This window comes from Microbacterium sp. (genome assembly GCF_051860965.1).
In the GTDB taxonomy this organism is placed as follows: domain Bacteria; phylum Actinomycetota; class Actinomycetes; order Actinomycetales; family Microbacteriaceae; genus Microbacterium.
In genome coordinates this window covers 92021-114433 of the sequence record NZ_JBIMKU010000004.1, presented here as the reverse complement: position 1 = coordinate 114433, position 22413 = coordinate 92021, and the positions used below count along the sequence as shown (strand labels likewise).

At 65.9% G+C, this 22413-nt stretch carries 21 protein-coding genes and 1 other RNA gene; 10 read left to right on the top strand and 12 right to left on the bottom strand.

What is annotated here, in order from left to right; translation table 11 throughout:
- Positions 1 to 4: 4 nt before the first annotated feature.
- Positions 5 to 736 (bottom strand): hypothetical protein, encoded by a 732-nt coding sequence (locus tag ACTIFV_RS08870; protein ID WP_439592426.1) that lies wholly within the window; start codon positions 734 to 736, stop codon positions 5 to 7.
- A 564-nt stretch (positions 737 to 1300) separates the two neighbouring features.
- Between ACTIFV_RS08870 and ACTIFV_RS08865 the strand changes: the two genes are divergently transcribed.
- The 4 genes from ACTIFV_RS08865 (at position 1301) to ACTIFV_RS08850 (ending at position 4820) form a co-directional block, all read left to right on the top strand.
- On the top strand, positions 1301 to 1819 hold the full coding sequence (locus ACTIFV_RS08865; RefSeq protein WP_439592425.1) for an AAA family ATPase: 519 nt from the start codon (positions 1301 to 1303) through the stop codon (positions 1817 to 1819).
- 170 nt (positions 1820 to 1989) lie between these two features.
- Positions 1990 to 2388, top strand: a complete 399-nt coding sequence (locus ACTIFV_RS08860) for a VOC family protein (RefSeq protein WP_439592424.1) — start codon at positions 1990 to 1992, stop codon at positions 2386 to 2388.
- A gap of 1153 nt (positions 2389 to 3541) precedes the next feature.
- Positions 3542 to 4297, top strand: a complete 756-nt coding sequence (locus tag ACTIFV_RS08855) for an SDR family oxidoreductase (RefSeq protein ID WP_439592423.1) — start codon at positions 3542 to 3544, stop codon at positions 4295 to 4297.
- A 175-nt stretch (positions 4298 to 4472) separates the two neighbouring features.
- Complete coding sequence (locus tag ACTIFV_RS08850; RefSeq protein ID WP_439592422.1) at positions 4473 to 4820, top strand: hypothetical protein; 348 nt, start codon at positions 4473 to 4475, stop codon at positions 4818 to 4820.
- A 17-nt stretch (positions 4821 to 4837) separates the two neighbouring features.
- On the opposite strand, the gene ACTIFV_RS08845 is transcribed toward ACTIFV_RS08850, so the two are convergent.
- Entirely contained in the window at positions 4838 to 5731 is an 894-nt protein-coding gene (locus ACTIFV_RS08845; RefSeq protein WP_439592421.1) for an RNA polymerase sigma-70 factor, read from the bottom strand.
- Positions 5732 to 5839: 108 nt separating this feature from the next.
- Positions 5840 to 6601, bottom strand: coding sequence for an SDR family oxidoreductase (locus ACTIFV_RS08840; protein WP_439592420.1), 762 nt, complete (start codon positions 6599 to 6601; stop codon positions 5840 to 5842).
- 165 nt (positions 6602 to 6766) lie between these two features.
- Here ACTIFV_RS08840 and ACTIFV_RS08835 point away from each other — a divergent pair, with 165 nt between their 5' ends.
- From ACTIFV_RS08835 to ACTIFV_RS08825, 3 genes are all read left to right on the top strand, one after another.
- On the top strand, positions 6767 to 7717 hold the full coding sequence (locus ACTIFV_RS08835) for an alpha/beta hydrolase (RefSeq protein ID WP_439592419.1): 951 nt from the start codon (positions 6767 to 6769) through the stop codon (positions 7715 to 7717).
- A 40-nt stretch (positions 7718 to 7757) separates the two neighbouring features.
- Positions 7758 to 8504: an alpha/beta fold hydrolase gene (locus ACTIFV_RS08830; protein ID WP_439592418.1), complete on the top strand. Its 747-nt coding sequence runs from the start codon at positions 7758 to 7760 to the stop codon at positions 8502 to 8504.
- A 78-nt stretch (positions 8505 to 8582) separates the two neighbouring features.
- A complete protein-coding gene (locus ACTIFV_RS08825; protein WP_439592417.1) occupies positions 8583 to 9512 on the top strand; it encodes an alpha/beta hydrolase in 930 nt (309 codons plus the stop codon).
- 651 nt (positions 9513 to 10163) lie between these two features.
- On the opposite strand, the gene ACTIFV_RS08820 is transcribed toward ACTIFV_RS08825, so the two are convergent.
- Positions 10164 to 10886 carry a potassium channel family protein gene (locus ACTIFV_RS08820; protein ID WP_439592416.1) on the bottom strand — a complete coding sequence of 241 codons (723 nt, stop codon included), beginning with the start codon at positions 10884 to 10886 and terminating at the stop codon, positions 10164 to 10166.
- Between the two features lie 221 nt (positions 10887 to 11107).
- On the opposite strand from ACTIFV_RS08820, the gene ACTIFV_RS08815 reads away from it, so the two are divergent.
- On the top strand, positions 11108 to 11497 hold the full coding sequence (locus ACTIFV_RS08815) for an SRPBCC family protein (protein ID WP_439592415.1): 390 nt from the start codon (positions 11108 to 11110) through the stop codon (positions 11495 to 11497).
- Positions 11498 to 11591: 94 nt separating this feature from the next.
- Here the strand turns inward: ACTIFV_RS08815 and ACTIFV_RS08810 are convergent, their stop codons facing one another.
- Positions 11592 to 11795 carry a hypothetical protein gene (locus tag ACTIFV_RS08810; RefSeq protein ID WP_439592414.1) on the bottom strand — a complete coding sequence of 68 codons (204 nt, stop codon included), beginning with the start codon at positions 11793 to 11795 and terminating at the stop codon, positions 11592 to 11594.
- A 693-nt stretch (positions 11796 to 12488) separates the two neighbouring features.
- Between ACTIFV_RS08810 and ACTIFV_RS08805 the strand changes: the two genes are divergently transcribed.
- Positions 12489 to 14303 (top strand): hypothetical protein, encoded by a 1815-nt coding sequence (locus tag ACTIFV_RS08805; RefSeq protein WP_439592413.1) that lies wholly within the window; start codon positions 12489 to 12491, stop codon positions 14301 to 14303.
- Between the two features lie 186 nt (positions 14304 to 14489).
- On the opposite strand, the gene ACTIFV_RS08800 is transcribed toward ACTIFV_RS08805, so the two are convergent.
- Genes ACTIFV_RS08800 through ACTIFV_RS08790 form a run of 3 tightly spaced genes read right to left on the bottom strand, consistent with a single transcriptional unit; the run spans position 14490 to position 15978 of the window.
- Positions 14490 to 14948, bottom strand: a complete 459-nt coding sequence (locus ACTIFV_RS08800; protein WP_439592412.1) for a hypothetical protein — start codon at positions 14946 to 14948, stop codon at positions 14490 to 14492.
- A gap of 41 nt (positions 14949 to 14989) precedes the next feature.
- Positions 14990 to 15538 (bottom strand): hypothetical protein, encoded by a 549-nt coding sequence (locus tag ACTIFV_RS08795; protein ID WP_439592411.1) that lies wholly within the window; start codon positions 15536 to 15538, stop codon positions 14990 to 14992.
- Positions 15493 to 15978 (bottom strand): hypothetical protein, encoded by a 486-nt coding sequence (locus tag ACTIFV_RS08790; protein WP_439592410.1) that lies wholly within the window; start codon positions 15976 to 15978, stop codon positions 15493 to 15495. Before ACTIFV_RS08790 ends, ACTIFV_RS08795 begins: the two co-directional genes overlap by 46 nt.
- 150 nt (positions 15979 to 16128) lie before the next feature.
- Here ACTIFV_RS08790 and ACTIFV_RS08785 point away from each other — a divergent pair, with 150 nt between their 5' ends.
- Positions 16129 to 17298, top strand: coding sequence for a tyrosine-type recombinase/integrase (locus ACTIFV_RS08785; protein ID WP_439592409.1), 1170 nt, complete (start codon positions 16129 to 16131; stop codon positions 17296 to 17298).
- A 130-nt stretch (positions 17299 to 17428) separates the two neighbouring features.
- Here the strand turns inward: ACTIFV_RS08785 and ssrA are convergent.
- From ssrA to ACTIFV_RS08765, 4 genes are all read right to left on the bottom strand, one after another.
- Positions 17429 to 17797, bottom strand: a transfer-messenger RNA (tmRNA) gene (gene ssrA, locus ACTIFV_RS08780).
- A gap of 138 nt (positions 17798 to 17935) precedes the next feature.
- Positions 17936 to 19342 (bottom strand): UDP-glucose dehydrogenase family protein, encoded by a 1407-nt coding sequence (locus tag ACTIFV_RS08775; protein ID WP_439592408.1) that lies wholly within the window; start codon positions 19340 to 19342, stop codon positions 17936 to 17938.
- Between the two features lie 50 nt (positions 19343 to 19392).
- Positions 19393 to 20796 (bottom strand): glycoside hydrolase family 26 protein, encoded by a 1404-nt coding sequence (locus ACTIFV_RS08770; protein WP_439592407.1) that lies wholly within the window; start codon positions 20794 to 20796, stop codon positions 19393 to 19395.
- Positions 20789 to 22372, bottom strand: coding sequence for a glycosyltransferase family 2 protein (locus ACTIFV_RS08765; RefSeq protein ID WP_439592406.1), 1584 nt, complete (start codon positions 22370 to 22372; stop codon positions 20789 to 20791). The genes ACTIFV_RS08770 and ACTIFV_RS08765 overlap by 8 nt, the downstream gene beginning before the upstream one ends.
- Positions 22373 to 22413 lie beyond the last annotated feature (41 nt).

Genomic DNA, 22413 nt, shown 5'->3' with positions numbered 1-22413 from the left:
TTCGTCAGCCGTCGAACGGCTCGGGAAGGGGGCGACGCGGTCGGGGCTTGGCTCGCCCGATCTGCGCGCGATCGGCCTGCGGCGCTTCCTCGACGGGGATGCGCTTCAGCTCGGTGATCCAGGAGTCGCCGCGATCCCCCAGGATGCTGCGTGCCTTCTCGATCGCGTCGTCACGACCGCCGTCGACGAGTGCGAACCACGAGGCGCGGCGCAGCGAGACGTAGTCGCTCGCCGAGATGGTCTCGAGCAGCGTGTCCGTCGTGTCGACGTCCCGATGCTGAAGCCGGGCGAGACCCTCGATCGCCGTGGTGCGGAGGATGACCTCCTCTGTCACGGTGCTCAGGCCATGCGACGGATCCTCCGCCTTCTCGGGCGGGATCGGCGCCCGGACGAGCTCGACCAGCGCGTCCGCGGCATCCGGACTCTCGAGGTCGACGATCAGCTGCGTCAGCGCCCATCTCTCCTCGTAGGCGTCCTCCTCCAGCGAGCCCGCGGTCTTCGCGACGAGCGTCACGAACTCGGGATCGCCCGAGGCGCGCTTGAGTGCGCGTTGATAGAGGGCGTCGGCACGGGCACCGCTCGACGTCATCGTGCCGATGATGTCGATCAGTCGTGCGTAGGCGTCGGGATTGCCGGAGATGTCGGGGATGACCCGCCGCGAGCCCGCTTCTGCGAGGTCTCCTTCGGCTTCCCTTCGTTCACCGCCCAGGCTCGGGGTGTCATCGTTGCGCGGCATGACCGCTCCTCTCCACCGGGCTCGGGGTCGAACCCGTCTTCACACCTGAAGAGGGCATCGCGGGCGAGGTGATACGCGATGAGATCTTTCCCAGGACGGTCGAAGCCCGGATGCTTTACCGCGCGAGCGTGCGTCTCGGCGCTAGAGGTTTCGACCTCCGCGGTACCGGGCGGCCGGGTGTCGATCGGGAAGCCGTGGGCCATCGCCGAACAGTCGTTCGCGGAGCGTTTCGCCCGCGACGTAGCCGTCGCGCATTCGACCGCGTCGTCGGAGCTCAGGCACGACGAGCTCTCCGAAGTCGCGCAGCGTGTCGAAGGAGTGGTACTGGCGCAGATTGATTCCATCGATGCCGTCTTCGTCGGCGCTAGCGCCCCGTACTCTTCCGGCAGGCGGAGGGTCTGGTCGTCGGCGCCGATCGCACGGATGGTTGAGGGCAGCCCGAAGCCCAGTCCACTAGGTCGGCGACGCGTACCCTGTTGTCATGGTTCTCGCTCCGTGCCTTCTGCTGCTTGTAGGGCCGTGGAAGCGCGCTCGGAGTGAGTCTCAACAGCCCGGAGTCCCCCGGTGACCCCGCAGCTAACGGGCGACCGGACGTCCCCGCCCACTCTCACCCTGTTCTGCGGGCCGCCAGGCGCGGGCAAGACGACCGTAGCGACCCGCCTCGAGGCTGAAGGTCACGGAATTCGACTGGCGACGGATGACTGGCAGGCTCGGCTCGGCATCCCGCACGCCGACGCGGACTTTCACGATCGGTTGCAACGCGTGCTCTACCGTCATGCGCTGGCGCTCCTGGGTTCCGGCATCGACGTGATCTTGGAAGACGGCCTCTGGATGCCCGCCGAACGGTCACAGAAGTTCGCCGATGCACGCGCATCCGGCGCACGGATCTCCTGGCACGTGTTCGAGGTGAACGAAGAATTGCTCTGGGACAGGTTGAAGCGCCGCAACGTCGACTCCAACGCCAACGCGTACCCGATCAGCAGAACCGAGCTGGCGCGCGCGCTCTCGCTGTTCGTCCCGCCCACCTCCCGCGAGATGGCATCGGTCGATGAGCTGATCATTCACCGAGCCAGCAACGGCTGAACCTGAGCAGACCCATCTACGGCCCAGCCTGAACGAAGCCAACGCCTACGAGCTGCGAGTGGCGCTTATCGAACGTCTTCCGAACCCGGCCAGGCATACCCGGATCTAGTCGCAGACTCTGGCAGCTCAACGACCGGTCGACAGGCTGTAGTGGGACTAGCGTGGGGCACATGGGTCTCAGCGACTTCCCCGTGCGCGCGTCAATCGGCGTTGCCGACATCCATCGTGCGGTCGACTTCTACGAGGGGATCCTTGGGCTCGAGAAGGTCAGCGAGGGTCCGAGCGCTGACATCGACGGCGGAGGCCGCACCTATCGAGCGGGCAGCGGAACCCTGCTCAACGTCTTTGAGACCCCCAACGCCGGCGGAGCGCAGTCAACTGTCGCGACCTGGTACGTCGACGATGTCGATACTGTCCTCAACGAACTCACCCACGCTGGAGCAGAGATACCTCGATACGACGGTCTCGGACAGGACAAGCAAGGAATCGCTCCGCGAGCAGGCGGCGGGCGCATCTTCTGGATCGCCGACCCCGACGGCAACACCATCGCCATCGAGGCAGACAAGTGACCTCTGCATGCCGCCCTGTTGAGTCTCTGCGGACCCGATTAGATCCCGACCGCATCTGATTGTTACCACCGCCCTACCCGAGCGTCCACGTAGGGTCAGCGTTGCTGACGCCCCCACGCTGAGGCGCTGCGACGCCCGTTCAGCGATCCAAGTGGGCCGCTCGGGCGTCGTGCACGCATCCTCCCCACTGCGGACAACCTTCGTGACGACGGCGGCGCACCGAGAGCCATTGTCGAAATCCGCGTCGGTGGCTAGATTCGCTATCCCGAGGGAAGGACACTGATTATGAGCCGCGATCGTTGAGATACCCAAACGAGCCCCCGCCCGATGTTGTCGAGCGGGGGCTTCGTGTCTGTATGGCCATCCATGCGGCGATCCTCATCGCATCCATTGCCGCACGCGACCCGGAGCGAGGCGATCGGCATGCACGTTCGTGACATCAACATCGAACGCCAGACCGTCTAGGTGAATCGCGCCGCAGTCGAGGTCGAAGGTGGCATCGTCGTCGGAGCACCGAAGAACCGGAGCGCAGCATCGTCCCCCACCCCGCCTTCCTCGAGGCCCGCTCAAAGCGATGTGTGGGCGAATCGCGATACCGTCCCGAGCCCGAGCGAACGAAAAGGGCCAGAAATCCGCGTGATTCCGCAGTTTTCTGGCCCTCTTCTGTGACAGCGGCTCGTGGAGATGGGGGGAATCGAATTCTGCCGAGGCCCCCGCGCCGTTCCGCGGATTTCGGCCAGATCCGCGTGATTCCGCGGACTTCTCGGCCTTTCGTGGGTGTGCTCAGACCACCGAAACTGCACTGGATTCCACCGATTGTGGGCAAATTGTGGGCAAATCGGATGCCGCGACTCCCCTGCTCCGCTCAGGCATCGGCGCTTCGACAATCGGCCGAATCAGCGGTCGGGATCGGTGGAGTTCCCGTCGAAAGCGATTCCTAAGCGGAGCGCGCCAGCGCGCAGTCTGGAAAAAGCGAGCGATGGGAACGGAGCCGAGCCCGACCGCTATCCTCTCGCCGTCGGAGCGGGATTGCACTGCGCCCGCTGACCGATCGCCCTCGGACGCTTCGACATCCGTCGTCACAATGCGCGCCTGGCCCTTGTCATATGTGTGGGTGCGCACGAGCGCGCCGGACATCACGGAAGGCAAGGTCATGGCAAGAATCGTCGTCATCGGAGGCACGGGCCTCATCGGTTCGAAGGTCGTCGCGAAGCTCACAGAGCACGGACACGAGGCGGTGGCCGCTGCGCCGAACACGGGAGTGAACACGCTCACCGGCCAAGGGGTTGCGGAGGCGCTCGCGGGAACCGATGTCGTCGTCGACGTCTCGAACTCGCCGTCGTTCGAGGAGAAGGACGTGCTCGACTTCTTCGTGACGTCCACGACGAATCTCCTGGAAGCCGAAAAGGTCGCCGGAGTGAAGCACCACGTCGCGCTCACCATCGTGGGCACCAACCGCCCGCAGAACATCCCCTACTTCCGCGCCAAGATCGCACAGGAGAAGCTCATCCGCGACTCTGGTGTGCCGTACTCGCTCGTGCACGCGACGCAGTTCTTCGAGTTCCTCGGCAGCATCGCGGACATCTCGACGGACGGCGATGTCGTCCGCCTGCCAGGCGCGCTCATCCAGCCGATGGCAGCGGAGGACGTCGCGACTGCGGTGGCCCGCACGGCTGCCCGCGGACCGGTCGGTGACATCGAGATCGCAGGGCCGGAAGCATTCGGTCTCGATGAGTTCGTGCGGCGAGGGCTCGCATTCCGCCGAGACGCTCGGACCGTCATCCGAGACGACGAGGCGCACTATTACGGTGCGCACATCGAGGAGCGCACGCTGATCCCGGTCGAAGGGGCTGAGATCTTCGAGACTCGTCTGGAGCAGTGGCTTCCCCTCAACCCCCCTCGCCGGTGAGGGTGTCTCGCTCTGGTTGACGATGAGCGGGAACATCGAATCCTGACCCGATGATTCAGCATCCGCCCTCCCCTCCCGCACATCATGTGGGAAGGGAGGGCGGAATCGTTGGTGCGCCGGCGGGTCAGTCGACGTCGAAGTGAGAGATCTTCGCCGGGTTCAGAACGATCCAGAGGTGAGCGATGGCATCCTGCTTCGTCCCGAGCGTGATCACCCCGGCAACTCCATGATCGTCGCGGATCAAGATCCCCGGCTCACCGTTGATGGATCGCTCCTCGAGCGTGACCCGCGCATACTGCGCGAGGATCCCCAGGATCAGATCAGAGACCTCGCGAGCACCGTCGGCCTGGTGCGAGGGGCACGAGACTGCTCCACCGGTGTCGACGACGGCGTCGACGTCGGACGTGAGGATGCGCGCGATCAGCGCAAGGTCACGTTGTTCACAACCTGCGATGAGCGCGCGAACAGTCTCTTGGAGCCGCGCCTGCTGGGCAGCCTTCGCCTGCGGATCGGAGTGCCGTGACGAGTTGCGCCACCATGTCATGCGCCCACCGTCGTGACGTGCTGAAGCTTGTCGGGGCTCATGATCCAGAGCAGTTGACGGATGCCATCGGCGGTCGCCGTCACCGTGAGCGCGGTCGTCACGACGCCGCCCTCGGACAGGGTGACGGCGGGCTGGCCGTTGACCTCGACCCAGTCGATCGTCTTGCCAGTCCAGAAGTGGCTGGAGAATGCGGCGACGAACTTCGCCACTCGAGATTGGCCGATGACCGGGACTCGGGCCGCGAGCTTTATGCCGTTGCCGTCGGAGTAGCTCACGACGTCAGCGGCGAAGAGCTCCTCGAGCGCCGCGGCATTGCCGCGCTGGGCGGCAGAGAGAAAGGCTTCGAGCAGCCGGCGCTGTTCTCCCGCAGCCACGGTGGCGCGTCGTTCGGCGGCGAGATGCTTGCGTGCGCGGCTGACGAGCTGGCGTGCAGATGTGGGGGTGGTCTGGACGATGTCGGCGATGCGCTCGTACGGGTAGTCGAACGCTTCCCGAAGCACATAGGCCGCGCGCTCGGTGGGAGTGAGCTTCTCGAGCAGGATCAGCATTGCGTACTGCAACGCTTCTCCGCGCTCGGCGCCCAGTGACGGATCGTCAGCCGTGTTGATCGGCTCGGGGAGCCACGGGCCGATGTACGTCTCGCGACGAGTGTGCGCCGACTGCAGCGAGTTGATCGAGAGCCGGGTGGTGATGGTCGAGAGGAATGCTGTCGGCTCGAGCACCTCGTCACGCCGGGTCGACTGCCAGCGGATCCAGACATCCTGAAGGATGTCCTCGGCATCAGCGACGCTGCCGAGCATGCGATAGGCGATGCCGAAGAGCCGTCGCCGACACTGCTCGAACGCTTCCGTCGCCACGGCCAGGTCCTGCATGCTCGCGTCGTCTGCCACGGTCGTCCGCCTTCCCGGGATGAGGGCGCGACGGCGATCGCGACCTGCGTTGCACTGTTGACAAGGCAGCGCGGGCGTTTGTGACACGATCGGGAGAATCGTCTCGATTCAGTGTGGCACCGCGGCGCGCGTCTGCCACTCGTGCAGCCGTGTCGGCCTGATCGTGGCGACCGCTTCGGGCAGAAGATCACGCTCAGCGAGGCGCGCCCCGAAGTAGGTGCCGAGCGGATCGGCAACGATCTCGCGCTCGTCCTGTCGGAACCGCAACTCACGTCGGGCGAGGTCGGCCAGCCCGAAGACCTCTGGACCGGCGAATTCCACGACCCCGTTCACCGGCTCGCCGAGCGCGGTGTCGGCCACCGCCGAAGCCACGTCGTCCGCGGCCATAGGCTGCACGAGCACATCCGCGAGGTGGGCGACTCGACCGCGGGTGGCGGTCTCGGTGATGCTGCGGATGAACTCGAAGAACTGCGTTGCGTGCACGAGTGAGTAGTCGTGACCAGAGTCGGCGATGAGGCGCTCCTGCGCGGCCTTCGCGATGAAGTACCCGCCTTGCGCCCTCGCGAGACGGGTCGTGCCGACCACCGACAGCGCGACGTGGTGTCGGACTCCGGCGGCAGCGCCATACGTCAGCAGGTTCAGGGTGGATGCTTCGAAGAACTCGAGCGCGCCCGCCACGTCCGTGTAGCTGGAGTTCGAGACGTCGACGACGGTCTGCGCTCCGTCGAGCGCGGCCTCGAGCCCTTCGCCCGTGAACGAGTTCACGCCGGTGGCACGCGCGGCGGTGACGACCGCGTGCCCTCCGCGCTCCAGCACATCGACGAGTCGGCTCCCGATCAGTCCGGTGCCTCCGATAACGGTGATTCTCATGTCGTGTCCCTTCCTCAGTCATACGAACAGACCGGACAGACGTGCGGTTTGTGACGACGCCCTCGCAATCGGCTAGGCGTGTCACAACGGCGATCGTCGCCCTGTCCTTCCTGGTGAGCCGCACGAACCCCGGCCGCTCGCAGACCTCATGACAAGGACGACGACATGAACGACCACACCCTCGAACATGAAGCACAGGCATTCGCCCGGGCCGCCGCGACCCCGCCGTTCCTCGCAGACCTCGGCGTGCAAGGCGCGCGTGCGCTGCTGGACGGCGTACAGGCGGGACCTGTGCCGAAGCCCGACGTCGCCGACGAGTGGATCACCGTCGCCGCTGAGGTCGGAGACGTGAGGGTCCGAATCGTCAGGCCGGTCGGTGCGACGGAGCTGCTGCCGGTTGTGCTTTACGTGCACGGTGGCGGCTGGGTACTCGGTGACGCCGGCACCCACGATCGCCTCATCCGCGAACTGGCCATCGGTGCCGAGGCCGCGGTCGTGTTCGTCGAATACGACCGTTCGCCCGAGGCCCGGCATCCTGTCGCGATCGAACAGGCGTACGCCACCGCGCGGTGGATCACGGATGCAGGGGAAGGTCACGGGCTGGATGCGGGTCGGCTCGCCGTGGCGGGCGACTCAGCCGGCGGCAACATCGCCGCAGTGCTCACGATCCTCGCGAAGAAGCGCGGCGACGTCGCGTTCATCCATCAGTCGCTCTACTACCCCGTCACCGATGCCGGCCAGGACACCGCCAGCTACCGAGAGTTCGCTGAAGGCTTCCACCTTCGCGCCGACGCGATGGCTTGGTTCTGGGACAACTACCTCCCTGCCGACGCCGACCGCCACGACGTGACCGTCTCACCGCTGCGAGCGCCGATCGACGAGCTGAAAGGACTCCCCGAGACCTTCCTCATCGTCGACGAGAACGATGTTCTCCGCGACGAAGGTGAGGCCTACGGGCGACACCTGATCGCGGCGGGCGTCCGCACCACGCTCGTCCGCTACGACGGCACCATCCACGACTTCATGATGCTCGACCCGCTGCGCTCGTCGGCTGCCGCGACCGCCGCCATCGAGCAGGCCGTCCACGTCCTCCGCAAAGCATTCGCGCAAGCCTGACTCCCCTCGAAACAACACCCCATCAGAAAGAAGGAACATCATGCACGACCAGAAGCCGACCATCGTCCTCGTCCACGGAGCATTCGCGGAGTCCGCCTCGTGGAACGGCGTCATCGCCCAACTACTCGCCCACGACGTGCACGTCGTTGCTGCGGCCAACCCCCTTCGCAGCCTCGCCGGCGATGCCGCGTACGTGCGCGACGTCATCACATCCATCGGCGGACCCGTCGTCCTCGTCGGCCACTCCTACGGAGGAATGGTCATCACCGCCGCCGCCGCCGAGAACCCGGCCGTGGTGGGGCTCGTCTACGCCGCCGCATTCGTCCCTGAGACCGGCCAGAGCGCCTTCGACCTGTCGACGAGCGCGCCGGGCAGCACGCTCGGCGACGCACTCGCGGCCTATCCCGTCGCGAGCGGAGGCAACGAGATCGCCATCCGCCAGGAGCTCTTCCACCACCAGTTCGCCGCCGACGCCTCCGAGGCGGACGCCGCGCTCATGGCGGCGACTCAACGGCCCGTGACACAGGCGGCGCTGTCCGAGCCTCTGGCCGCCGAGCGCCCGGCCTGGAAGGACATCCCGGCGTGGTTCGTGTTCGGTGACGCCGACCTCAACATCCCTGTCGCCGTTCACCGCGCCGGCGCCGATCGCGCCGGATCGCGAGGCACCCGCGAGATCGCCGGAGCCTCGCACGCGATCAGCGTCTCGCAGCCCGACGCTGTCACCGCCACGATCGTCGACGCCGCCAAGGCATACGTCTCCAGCCTCACGTCATCCGCCGCCGCGTGACCCGGCGAGGGAGCTTCGCGCCGTCTTCCGCGGAGCTCCCTCCCACCGGTCCGCAGATCCCCGTTCCTGGAGGACACCTTGACTCTCAACTCTCTCCCTTTCGAGACGATCGATGCTGGCGAGCTCTCCGTCGCGTATGTGGATGCGGGCGATCCTTCCGCTGAACCCGTCGTGCTCCTTCACGGGTATCCGTACGACGTGCACGCCTTCAGCGAAGTCATCCCGATGCTCGTCGACGCGGGCTTCCGGGTGGTGGTGCCCTACCTGCGCGGTCACGGGCCGACACGGTTCCTGAACGACTCCGCGCCCCGCTCGGGTCAGCAGGCGGCGCTCGGCGCGGACCTGCTCGCATTCATCAACGCACTGAAGCTCGAGCAGCCGATCCTCGCCGGATACGACTGGGGCGGCCGAGCGGCGTGCGTCGTCGCGGCTCTCTGGCCCGAACGCATCTCAGGACTTGTGGTCGTGAACGGCTACCTCATCCAAGACATCTCGGCATCTCGCACCCCGATTCGTCCGGACCTCGAAGCGGGGTTCTGGTACTTCTGGTACTTCGCAACCGCACGTGGCGTCGCCGGCCTGCAGCAGAACCGGAAGCAGATCGCGGACGTCATCTGGCGACGCAACTCGCCCGAGTGGCCGTTCTCCGACGCACAGCTCGATCAGGCGGCCGCCGCGTTCGACAACCCTGACTACGTCGATGTGGTGATCCATTCGTACCGCCACCGGCTCGGGCTCGCCCCCGGCGCACCCGCCTACGAGGCGCTCGAGCAACGCCTGGCGCTGACTCCGACCATTAGCGTGCCGACCATCACCCTCGACGGAATGGCCGACGGCAACTTCCCCGCCACGGACGGATCACAGCACGATCGATTCTTCACAGGCCCCCGTGAACACCGCCAGGTGCCACACGCGGGACACAACCTTCCCGCCGAGGCCCCCGCCGCATTCGGCGCCGCTATCCTCGCAGTCGCGGAGCCTCCGGGCGACGGCGCCGGCACGCCCTGACCAGGTCGATGGATACGAGCCCGTCACTGAAGACCACAACACCTCCACGCTGTGCGAGGCACTCGGCAGCGAGCGGCCGCGGACGGCCTACGCGTCATCCCGCGGGCGCAACTCGTTTGCTCAGAGCCTGACGACTGAGGCCGGTACGCATTGAGAGTGCGGACCACGCGACGCCCTGAGCCCTTAGCTCGGCGATCAGCGCGTCACGTTGGCGGAGCAGCTTAGCCTCCTCGCGGTGAAGCTTTGAGAGCGCATTCGAAACCTCGGTCAGCCGACGAAGATCCGATTGTTGAGTCGTCTTCTTCTCCCAAGGAGTCGACGCTCGAGCCCGACTCTGCACCACCGCCTGAGCCGGGACAGCACGTGAAGACTGATCCGGGAATGCGGCCGCCGGTCGTCGAAACGAGGAGCCATCTCCAGCTCGTAGTCTCGGGGCTGGCGGCGTGGGATCGGATTCTGCGGACACGTCAGCAACAGATTCAACGTGGCGCGCACGGCTCTCCGCCGCGACTCGGCTTTCCCAATCTGCCGCGACTTTTCGCTGCTTGTACCGCCCGCGAGCCATACAACCAGGTTGACACGCGATCCGCGACCACGCAAGGTGACGCGCCTACCTCACCGATTGGTGCCTGCGTGCATCACTTCTCGTTGTCAGGCGGCGGGTCTGAGTTCGCGGATCAGATCCTTCAGTTCGTGGATCTCCTGTCTGAGTTCCTCGACCTGGCGTTCGGTCGCAGTCGTCGTCTTGGTCGCCTGGTCCGCGACCCGCTCAACGATCCAGGATGCGAGCGTCGCCGTGACAACACCGATCAGCGCGATGCCACCGATCATGAGGCCGACTGCCGCGATCCGTCCCGTAACCGTCAGCGGGAAGAAGTCGCCGTAGCCGACCGTCGTGATCGTGACGAACGCCCACCAGATGGCGTCGCCGAACGTGGTGATGTCCCCGCCCGCTCCGCGCTCGGCGTCCAGTACGGCGAGTGCAGCGATGAACACAACGAGCACAGTCGCGCCGACGGTGTAGATCACAACTCGACCGCGTAGCAATGTGCCGGTTCCGCGGCCGAGGATCGCGAGCACGGTGAGGAAGCGCATCAGCCTCAGGGGTCGCAGCATCGGCAGCACCACGATCGCGAGATCGAGCAGGTGTCGATAGAACCATCGCCACCTGTGTTCAGTGATGACGAGCCGAGTGATGTAGTCGATCGCGAACACGAGCCAGGTCAGCCAGAGGGTCACCTCGCACACGGCACTTAGGAGTCCGTCTGGCCGAGCCAGAATCTGAACAGCGTACGCAGTCAGGAAGAGGATGGCTGCGACGGTGAGCGGCCACTCAGTGACCTTCTCCCAGCGCGCGATTCGTTGCCCATACATGCTCGTGATTATCCACGCAGACGCGCTTCGTCATCCCGGCCCAGTGGTCGCCTGCCGCCGGCGTGCGTATGTCGAACCCAACGGCGCAAGAACCTCGGGCCGGGTAATCGGCCGTCTCTAGCCCGACGACTGGAGTCGGTATTTAACCGGGCCAGGGTGCTTGTTGCTCGACCGGGCTCCGTGCAGTCGGTACGGCACCTGACAGCGCGCAGAATGAAAGCATGCCGTCAACGTTCGTGGTCGTGACCGACGCCGATGTGAGCTCGCAGGCGCTGTTCGAGATCTCTCTCAACATCGACGCACACGTGTCGTCGATGGAGCAGTCCGGCGAGCGCGCGATCGCCGGCACAACCTCGGGCACGATCGGTCTGGGTGAGACCGTCACCTGGCGCGCACGCCACTTCGGCATCTGGTTCACGATGACCTCGAAGATCACAGCACTGGAGAAGCCCACGCGATTCGTCGACGAACAGGTGCGCGGACCGTTCAAGACGTTCGCTCACGAGCATCGGTTCGAGTCAGTGGGAAACGCATGCCGGATGACAGACACCATCACCGTCGGATCGCCCATCTTCGGGTGGCTTGCCGAACGCATGGTTCTCGTTACCTAGCTGCGACGCCTCATCTCCAAGCGGAACCAACACCTACTCGCCGAACTGACCTGAGCCGCACGCTCGACGACGCCCGCTCGCGCGGGCAGATGCGCTAGGTGCTTCGGTTTCCTGCGTCAGCCTCTGCCCATACAAGTCCGAGGTTGATCTCGCGTTTCCAATCTTTGTCGGATCGTTCGAGAATCTCGCGCGCAGCGATCGCCGTGCCTTCGAGCTCATACCGGTCGGCGGAATCGAGCGAGTCGTAGAACTCGAGGTAGATGGACGCGAGCCGGCGTGCGATCGAATGGATGGCCATCGCTCGCGTTGACGTCGCCTGGTCGTGAAATGGAGGAGTTGCTTGTCTGCCCGATCCCGGTCGCTATCAGTGAGAAACCCGCGGTGTGCCCAGGACGGAACGTAGTGGGCCGCCACCACGTCGTCCTTGCGCACGTTCGGCCGACCGCCGAGAAACTCGTCCATCAAACGAGCGTGAGCGATGAACGACTCGACGAGAGCAGCCAGCATCCCGGTGGGCAGGGCGTTCTCGTCGCTCGATGCAGCCTGCGTCAGTCGCGCGTGCGTGAAGTCGACCATCCCGAGCTCGTAGCGAAGCTCCCGCGCGATTTCTATTGGAATGGGCACTGGGTCTCCGATGGTCGCGTGATCAATAGAACGTAGTGCACGGCATCGGCCTACGGCGTCCCAGCACACCGACCCCCAGGGGATCCGAGGCCGGGTCAAGGGTGTCGGAGCCGGACCTCCGAGCTAGTCGACACCCTCGGACTCGATCCAACTTCGGCCGGCCCCACCATTCTCCGAATTGCCCGCGCAAATCCCTCCGATCGCACCCCGCACGACGCCTCCCTGCCGGGCAAGCGATCAGCTTTTCGAAAGCTCGTAACCTCCGGGAGTGCGTTCCGCGAGCGGACGGAGATCGCCGACCGCGCTCGCTCCTCGTACTCCGCTGCGATCAGTGACGGGATCCGTCGATTGGAGGCAGTATGAGCCCATGCCGACTGGAGACGCGTTTCGCCGTCCTGCCGCTCCGAGTCCCCTACCGTTTGGCCGGCTCGATGCACCGTTCGGCCCGCACGACGGCGAGCCGCCTCCCATCGATCAACCCTGGAGTGCGGAGGCGGGGTTCACCGATTTCGACTGGGCGTTCGTGCGTTGCTTCCCGGCCGCATCGCGCTGGGCGACGGAGATTCTGCTTGCCGCTACCCCTCGCGACCAACATCAGACCGTTGTCGAAGGGGAAGCAGCTTTCATTTACTTGGTAACGCTGAGAGACGCGATGGTTTCCGCCGCGGCTGACGTCACGACCACCTATGACGCCACAAGCTGGCTGTATCTGATCCGGCGGTTGAACCCACTCGCTTTGGCACTTGCCTCGTCGGGTTCGCCGCAGTACCAGAGCGACGAAACGGAGCGGGTCGCCGAGAACCTCGCCGGCAACGCTGACGGCGAGTTGGTTGATTTCAGGGCGACTGCTGTTTCAACTGATGTGTCGATGAGGCTCGCACGCCTAATGGCACTCGCCCTCATGACGAACAGCCTCGAGAGCGCGATCCGAAGCGCGAATAAGGGTGTTAAGTACCTGGTGCGGCGTAATCGCAAACCGCGTCCCGTGGAGAGCGACTCTCTGCGGGAGGCGCTCCGCGAGTTCGATCTCCGCAATAGCTGGAGGTCCGCCGATGAAATGCCGCGGTTGGAGACGGTCACTGGGGACACTTTCAGCGGCGATCCTCCGATGCTCGTGGCGTATCGCTTGAAGGACGGCATCGCTCCGGACGAGACGTGGTCGGGTCCTTTCAGGGGCGCGACTCTGGCAAGAGAACCCGTACAGTTCACTGTCCGAGCGTTCACCACCAACACTCCCACGCGCAGTGTGCTGGGCGAGCACGGGGTGCTGGAGAACCTCGATGCGCCGAGTGTCTCCGCGTCCCTGATTATCTTCGGAAACGCGTTGTTGCACCACGTCATCGACCACGATTCAGAGGCAGGGCTATCACTCCCCCACTTCGGCACCCTGCACCGTACGACGTCGGCGCTGCTGGACGACCTCGATGAGACGTTGAGGAAGCCAGACATCGCACAGTGGCTCGCGGCAAACGGGCAGGCAGCACTGACTAGCGCGGACATCATCAGCAACGTCCGGGATCTTTACGAGCACGGTCGGCGGAGTCTTCCGGGGCCGATTTTGAGAGAGTGTCACGGCGAGATCGTCATCGATGCATGGGCGTATGTCTGGCACCTCATCGATGCGCTACAGCTCTCTCCGCAGAGGGGTGGTGCGATCGCGAACCTCACCGCCACCAAGTTCGAACTCGCAACCCAGACGCTCATCGACGCCAGCGTTTATGCGCCGCCACCCGAGCTGAGAGACTTGCGAGGTCGCACCCTGCGACTGAACGGGCAGTCGATCACCGATACCGACGCGATCCTGGTCGCGGGCGGAAAAGCCTTCTTGGTCTCGTGCAAGAACTTCGTTGTCCGTTTGGACTACATGGCTGGTGAGTACGCCGCCGCTCGCAACGCACGCTCACGCCTTGAGGCAGCGCTCGACGACTGGCGGAGCAAGATCGCAACCCTTCGCGCGACGCCGATTGGGGATAACTACGACCTGTCCGGCTATGAGATCGAGGGCTTCATTCTGGTCCCTGAGCTCCTGTTCACGCCGCGTAGCGACTCTCGCGAGCTCTTGCGTTTCGGGCGCCCCGACCTTTTTTTCACGAGGGTTGAGAGCTTCGCTCAGTTCGCCGCCACGCTTGAGATGGCCAGGTGGCCGCGGTACGGCCCACCGTCTCTCCCCAGATGTGATTAGCCCACCGACCGCCCCCTGCCGAGGGGGCCACTCTGACTGAATGCCGTTCAGAATCTCTGAGGCTCCTGCCGCCAACGAGGTGCTCGACAAGCACCTCTCGCTGTTTGAGGCGATGGCGCTCGATCAGCAATATGGAGTGCGAAGACCGGAGTCACACGTGCGTCAAGTCGAGGTTGCAGAAGGAGGTCAGTACTCGGGGAGGCTCGAGAAATCGAACTCCGAGCGATGTCCGGTCCGGTTGAAGTGGATCGTGTACGGATCGTCCGGGAGCGTGCTGATATCAGCGGGCAGGTGCCGGTCTGTCACATAGACGCGGGAGTTCTGCGCTTGGGTGAGCCCCGCGAATCCGCCACCCGGCGCGAGGTCTCGACGGATGCGCGCTATGACGGCTGGGATCGAGCTTGTTGGCGCGCCCATCCATCGCGTCCGCTCATCCCGCAGCAGACAGTAAACCGCACGCGCGACTTCGTAGCTCGATCCGTCGATGACCCGAATCGAATCCTTCGGCCAATACACCGTGTAGTCGCCGGCGCCGCCACCGAGATCGCGGATAATCCTCTCGATTGTCACTCCCTGGTATCCGGCCGCCAGCGCCTCGACGAGGTCCTCGTACGTGAAAGCGCGTTCGGCAACATCGTCCGTCATGCCCGCAGCCTATCGGCGGAGCCGGCGTTCGCAGGCGAAAGTTAGACGTCCTCGAACCCGGCGAAGCCGCGCATGTTCGCGCGCGGGTCGCTACGTATCTCTGCTAGAGCGGACTCGGGGCTTCGGACCCATCGTCGGAGGCGCTGGTCGAGGATCCCCGCGTCCTTTACTGCTGCGGCCCAGTCGCCGGGATCGACTTCCAGCTGTGTGATGTATGCGCCCACCCAACTAGCAAGGACCGTCGTGTCCTCTCCAGAGGCGAGCCCCGTGGCGGTGAGCTTCTTCGTGTGGTTCGCCATCACCACGAGGGGGTGGCGCGCGGTGCTGGGAACAAGCTTCCCCTGAAGCAGATCCGATCCGTACTCGCTGAGCGCGGCCGCGTACGGTGCCCTCAAACTGACCGCGGATATCTCGTTCGCCTTTGCAAGCGCGTCGCTCGCATCTCTGCGAGCCCGCAGCGTGGACGCTTCGGCAGCGACCGCGCCGGCTTGAGCTTTGCTCGCCACGATGGCCTGCCACCAAGCGATCGCGGCTGCTCCAGCACTCACCACAAACAGGCCGACGTTGACGATGAGCGCAGGAAGTTCCACGCCGGAACTCTATCGGCGGCGGCGTCACGGTTGTTTGCGCGAACGTTGGCGTTCGCCCATATGGCGGCACGTTGCTGTCGAGCGCTCGCCGTCCGCCTTTCGGGCGCCGCTCGTGCACGGATCCAACCTGCGACGTCCGGTTCAGCGACGCCTCGGGAATTCGCAGCCGTGAGGCGTGCGATCTGGACGAGTCGCTCGAAGGACGGCTGGGCCCGGAGGGGGATCCAAGGTATCGCCGCGTCGAGATGGTTGCACGACTGAGACAGTTCAAGGATCTCTTCACGGGTGAGCGACCCCGCGCGCGTCGCCCAACCGAAGATGTTCGCATCGACCATTACTGCATCGACACCTCGATACTCCGCGCCGCGCTCGACCGAATCGGGCCAGGGCGCCGCGAAGTGCTCGTCCATGAGCTGCTGGAGCTCACTGCTCTCTGCCACGTGGTCACCATAGCGAGCGAGTGGACCACCCGCGCGAATCAACGTACGCTCCGGGCGCATTACTCTCGCATCGTGTGCGAGACGTGATGCGGATCGGCAACAGGACGCGCCGCCGTCGGCGGCCTGAGCTACTCTGACTGCGAGGTCAGCATGGGAAGCATCGCGAGCTATCAGGCGGCGGCCGGCCGCCGCTATCGCGTTCGCTGGCGCGACGACGGCACTCGTCGGCAGGTCGAGAAGCGCGGGTTCCGGACGAAGCGCGACGCCGAGATCTTCCTCGCTCGCACGGAGGTCGCTCGCACCGACGGTTCCTACACCGACCCGTCAGCGGCAAGAGCCACGGTCGGCGACCTCGGCACCGAGTGGATGCGCAACAAACGACACTCGCTCAAGGCGTCCTCATACAGCTCGCTCGAGACGTCATGGCGCGTCTACGTTCGCCCGCGGTGGGAAGACACCCGCATCGGCGACATCCGGGCATCCCAAGTGGAACAGTGGATCCGCGAGCTCTCCGAGGGCACCGCGGCGACGAACCGCACGAAGAGCAGCGGGGTCACGGGCAAGCCGAGATCGGCGACGGTCGTCTATCGCGCGCTCGGCGTGCTCGCCGGCATCCTCGACACCGCAGTCCGCGACGGACGTATCCCCCGCAACGTCGCCCGCGGCGCGCAGAACTTGCCGACGAAACGCTCCGAGAAGCCGCGGCGATACCTCACACATGCCGAGGTCGTCCGCCTTGCCGAAGCCGCGAGCACATCGACGTACCGAACCCTGATCCTCGTCCTCAGCTACTGCGGACTCCGATGGAGCGAGGCGATCGGCATGCACGTTCGTGACCTTAACTTCGATCGTCAGCGCATCCAGGTCAATCGTGCTGCCGTCGAGGTCGAAGGTCGGATCGTCGTCGGAGCGCCGAAGAACTGGGAGCGGCGGATCGTTCCCTTCCCGGATTTCCTCGAAGAGCCGCTCAAAGAGATGTGCAGCGGCAAGGGGCCGGACGACCTCGTGTTCACCGACGCTGAGGGTTCCCATCTGCGTCGGGCGAAGACGAGCGTCGGCGCGACCTCCTGGTTCGCCGCCGCGCTCGAGCGGTCCGGCGTCGAGCGACTCACGCCGCACGACCTTCGGCACACGGCCGCCAGCCTCGCCATCTCATCGGGCGCGAACGTGAAGGCCGTGCAGCGCATGCTCGGTCATAAGTCCGCGGCGATGACTCTCGACACCTATGCCGACCTGTTCGAGGACGACCTGGCCGATGTCGCCGCGCGCCTCAACCAGGGGGCTCTCGCCGCCGACGTCAGCCGGATCGTTCAGATATGACTGTGGGCAAGCCCGAAATGTGTGGGCAAAGTGTGGGCAAATCGCGAATCGACACCAAGCCAGAGCAAACGAAGAGGGCCAAAAATCCGCGTGATTCCGCGGATTTCTGGCCCTCTTTCATGACAGCGGTTGGTGGAGATGGGGGGAATCGAACCCCCGTCCATCGCTGAATGTCCACGCATTCTCCGGGCGCAGTCTGTGAAGACGTTCTGCTCGGCTCCGACCTTTGTCACAGACACCTAAGTCGACGAGCCCAGCCTGGGAAGAGTCCCGTGTGACGTCCAGACGCCGTCACACAGCAAGTCCCCTAGATGACGCGAGGATCCGTAGCGGGGACGCCTACGGTCTCACGGAGTTCAGGCTCGCTTAGGCAGCGAGGGCGAACTCATTGCGATTTGCATCGGCAATTATGGTTTTGCAGAGGTCGTTTACGAGATAACCCTGCATCCTCGGCCCGCTTCTCGTGGGTACGCAGGCGATGTCGAAACCGATCATCCCCGTGGTCCTCTTGCGAGGTGGCCGCTGTCACACTGTGGAGTTTCCAACTGCTGGATGCCGGAGCACCAGAGCTTTTCAGGATACACCTAACCCGATCGTCGTGCCGCTCCCTCCCGCGCAGCGGCACGACGATCGGAGCCTAGGCGGCGACGACGACCCGGCGCGCGCGGGGCGCCTCGGTCTCGGCGCTGCCGAGCGTCGCGATGTGCCAGCCGGCATCCATCCACTTCTGCACGGGCAGGCAGCGCCGGGCGTCCACGATCGCGCGGTGCGCGACCAGCCGCCCGAGAGCTCCGGGATCGGCGGTCGCGATCTCGGGCCACTCGGTCAGCACGAGCACGAGGTCGGCGCCCGTCACCGCGGCCTCCATCGAGGCGGCGTACGTCAGCGTCGGGAACGACCGCTTCGCCGTCGCATTCGCCTCGGGATCGTAGACCGACACGAGCGCACCCCGCAGGTGCAGCGCCGCCGCGACATTGAGCGCGGGCGAGTCGCGCACGTCGTCGGTGTCGGGCTTGAACGCGACGCCGAGCACCGCGACGCGGGCGTTCAGGATGTTCACCGGGCACGTCGACATCGCGAGCTCGACGACGCGCTGACGCTGGGCCATGTTGATCTCGTCCACCTGCTGCATGAGCCCCACGGCCTGCAGCGCGCCCAGCTCGCCGGCGCGATGAGTGAGCGCGCGGATGTCCTTGGGCAGGCATCCCCCACCGAACCCCAGCCCTGCGTTCAAGAAGCGTCGGCCGATCCGCGCGTCGTAGCCGATCGCATCGGCGAGGGTCGAGACATCCGCCCCCGCCTTCTCGCACACTTCGGCGATCGCGTTGATGAACGAGATCTTCGTCGCGAGGAACGCATTGGCGCTCACCTTGACGAGCTCGGCGGTCGGCAGGTCGCACGTGACGACTGGCGCTCCCGCCGCGATCGCCGGCCCGTAGAGGCGGCGCAGCAGCCCCTCGGCCCACGGCGAGGCTCCCCCGACGACGATGCGGTCGGGCCGAAGGGTGTCCTCGACGGCGTAGCCCTCGCGCAGGAACTCCGGATTCCAGTCGAGCTCCACGTGGATCGAGGTGGGAACCAACTCGTCCACCATGTCGCGCAGGCGCTGTGCGGTGCCCACCGGCACCGTCGACTTGCCGACGATCAGCCCGTCGTGCGTGAGCGCGGCGGCGACGGCACGAGTCGCGCCCTCGACGAACGAGAGGTCCGCCGCGTGACTCGACGCCTGCTGCGGCGTGCCCACGCAGATGAAGTGGATGTCGGATGCCGCGACCGCCGCGCCGAGGTCGGTCGTGAACGACAGACGGCCGGCCGCGATGTTCTTGCGGATGAGCTCGGGCAGCCCGGGCTCGTAGAAGGGCACCTCGCCCTCCTCGAGCGCGGCGATCTTGGCAGGGTCGTGGTCGACGCCGATGACGGTGAAGCCCATCTCGGCGACGGCCGCGGCGTGCGTGGCGCCGAGGTAGCCGGTGCCGATGACGCTGACGCGCAGCGGCGTCTCGTCGTCGAACGGTACGGGTGCGGGGCGGAGGTGCGGGGACATGTGGATCTCCTTTTCTCAGCAGAACGGCAGGACGAGGCAGTGCGGAACGGTCAGTAGGCGATGAGGCGGAAGTTCGCCCCGGGCGAGGCGATGCCGGTGCGGAAGGCCGCGAGCGACGCGGCCCGGGAGTCGATGCGCCAGTCGTTGGTGACGAGTTGGCCCTGGCTGACGGTCGTGACGGCGATGTTGAACCACGCGAGACCGATGATGTCGGCGTTCTCGGGCTGGGCGAGCGCACCGAACAGGCTGTTCAGCCACTCGACCTTCTTGCCGCCGTTCTCGGTCGCCCCGACCTCGGCGAGCAGGATCGGCTTGTCGGTGAGCGCCCGCAGCTGGGCGAGCGTCGCGCCGAACGTGTAGTCGAAGGTGAAGTCGTTCGCCGTGACGAACGGCTGCCGGAGGTACCCCGAGATGCCGACCACGTCGACGTACTCGTCACCCGGGTACAGCGACTGCAGGTACGCCGGATCCTGGTGCCGGGCGGGCAGATTGTTGACGATGTTGGGCGCCCACGTCCAGATCACGAAGGCGTTCGCCCCCTCGGCCTCGAAGATGTCGTGCACGTGCCGCCACACGGCGACGTAGTCCCCGGGATTGTTTCCGTTGTTGGACGAGCCGTTCGTCTTCTGCTCGTTCCACGGGTACCACGTGCCGTTCATCTCGTGATTGAGACGGATGCCGAGCGGCAGGCCCGTCTTGACGACATCGCGTGCGTACTGCCGCAGATAGTCGTCGAACGCCCCCGACAGGATGCGGGGAAGCGCGTACTCCGGGTCCTCCGGCACGTCGTTCGCGGCCGCGATCGGACGCGACTCCCACGTGAGCATCGGCAGCAGACCGCGCTCCCACGAGCGCACGACGGCATCGCCGCGGAAGGTCTGATCCCAGCCCCCGAAGTAGCCGACGAGCGACTGGCGCGTGCCGACCTTCACCGCCGCGTCGTCGAACGTCGCGAAGTTGAAGGGCGCCTGCGCCGTGTACATCCCGAAGTACCGCTGCGTCGGCGCGATGAGGGATGCCACCGGCGGCGCCGTCACGGCAGGCGACGTCGACGGGCTCGACGGCGCGGGCGCGGGATCGACCGCCTGCTCGCCGCCGCCCTCGGGCGACGTGCGATAGACCGTCACCGTTCGGACGGGCTGCTCGGGCTCGGGCGCCGCAGTCGGGGTGGGAGTCGGTGTCGGGGTCGCCGTCGGCCTGGGTGTGGGCTTCGGCGTGGCCGTCGCGCTGGACTTCTCGGCCGCATCGAGCTGATCCTGCAGCGCGGCGTTCTCGGCCAGCGCGGCCGCGAGCTGATCCTCGGCGCTCGGACCGGGGGTGAAGCCGCCCGGCGACGCCCACACGACGGCGCTCGTCGCGACGAGCGCGACCGTCAGCACGAGTCCGCCGAGAGCGGTCAGCTTCGAAGCGCGGCCGCTCGAGGCCCACCAGTTGCGCGGGTTGATGTCAGACAATGATCCAGACCTCCAGGGCGATGATCGCGGCGCCGATGACGTAGGGCCACGCGGCTTTCGGGTTCAGGCGACGACGCTGCGGGCGGGCGGGTGCGGTCGGGTGCGATTCCGCGGCGACGACCGTCTGCGTCTCCGTCGCGGTCGCGAGGCGGCGCTCGACACGCGTCTGCGTCGACACGGCCGCGCGGCCGGGCGCGGCATCCCGCTCGGGGACGATCTCGCCGAAGAGCTCGTCGACCGGCTCCCGGCGATCCGCATCTTCGAGCTCGCGGTGCATCCGCTCGCTGACGGGGTCGGGCACGACCTGCTCGTCCGACGTGGGCGCGTCGCCGCCGGCGTACGCCCCGGCACGGGTGCCCCAGCCGCTCGCGTGACCCATACGGAAGAACCCGATGAGCCGGATCGGCATGAGGAACATCGTCGAGGTGATGATGAACACGGGCAGACGCAGGAAGTCGCTGGGCTTCTCGGACAGGTGCCGGAGCTGCCGGATCGCCATGCTCAGCACCGACGAGACCACGATGAGCGCGATGACCCAGATGACGCCGGATCCGACGCCGAACTCCTGCAGGATCGCGGCGTAGAAGTTCTCGCCTGCGCCCACGGTGGCGCGATAGACCCAGCCGAGCAGGACTCCCGCGAGGAGGAACGGGAGGATGATGTCCATCGCCATGAACAGCGCGAGCATCGGAGCGTGGCCCAGCATCCACGGCATCATCCGCAGCGTGTTGTACTGGCTGCCCCGCGCCCACCGCAGCTGCTGCTTGTAGAGCTTCTTGAGCTGCAGCGGAGCGTCGGTGTAGACGAGGCTCGTGTGCTGATAGACGGTGCGGTAGCCCTCCTGCAGGGTCAGGTTCGTGAGCGTCCGGTCGTCCGAGATCTCCAGGAAGACGCCCATGAACTTCTGCGTCATGAACTTGTCCATGACGTTGACGAGGATGCTGCGACGGAACGCGATCGTGCGTCCGGGCAGGCAGCCCACCTGGCCGACGACGCTCTGCGCCGGCATCGAGTACAGCGACCGCGTGTTCTCGAGCCAGTCCGCCCACCGGGTGATCCAGCTGCGCTCGGGCTCGAGGATGCGCTGGCGGGTCGTCACGCCGCCCACGCGCTCGTCCTTGAACGGCTTCACGAGCTCGTCGAGCGCGTCGGGCATCCAGATCGTGTCCGAATCGACGAGCACCGAGATCTCGTACTTCGACAGTTCGACGCCGACCTTGACCGCGTTGCGCTTGCCGGCGATCGGCGTGTGCACCCAGCGGACGGCGGGGGCGAACTCGGCGCAGACCTCCTCCAGATCGAGATTGCGCGCCCCGTTAATCACGACGATGATCTCGTCGGGCTTCTGGTCGATGATGCGGCGCAGCACATCGCGGAAGAGATCGAGGGGCTCATCGACGACGGGGATGATGACGCTCGTGCCGGCGCGGTGCGGCTCGGTGTACGGCCGGTAGCGCATGCTCACGAGGACCTTGAGCAGCCACATCCCCCAGATGAGAAGGGAGTACACGGCGAACAGGTACAGCTCGGGGTAGCCCCCCAGCATGTGGCGGACCTGCAGCAGGAAGATGAACACGGCACTCCTTCCGGATGGGGTGGGTAACCCACCACGCCGGG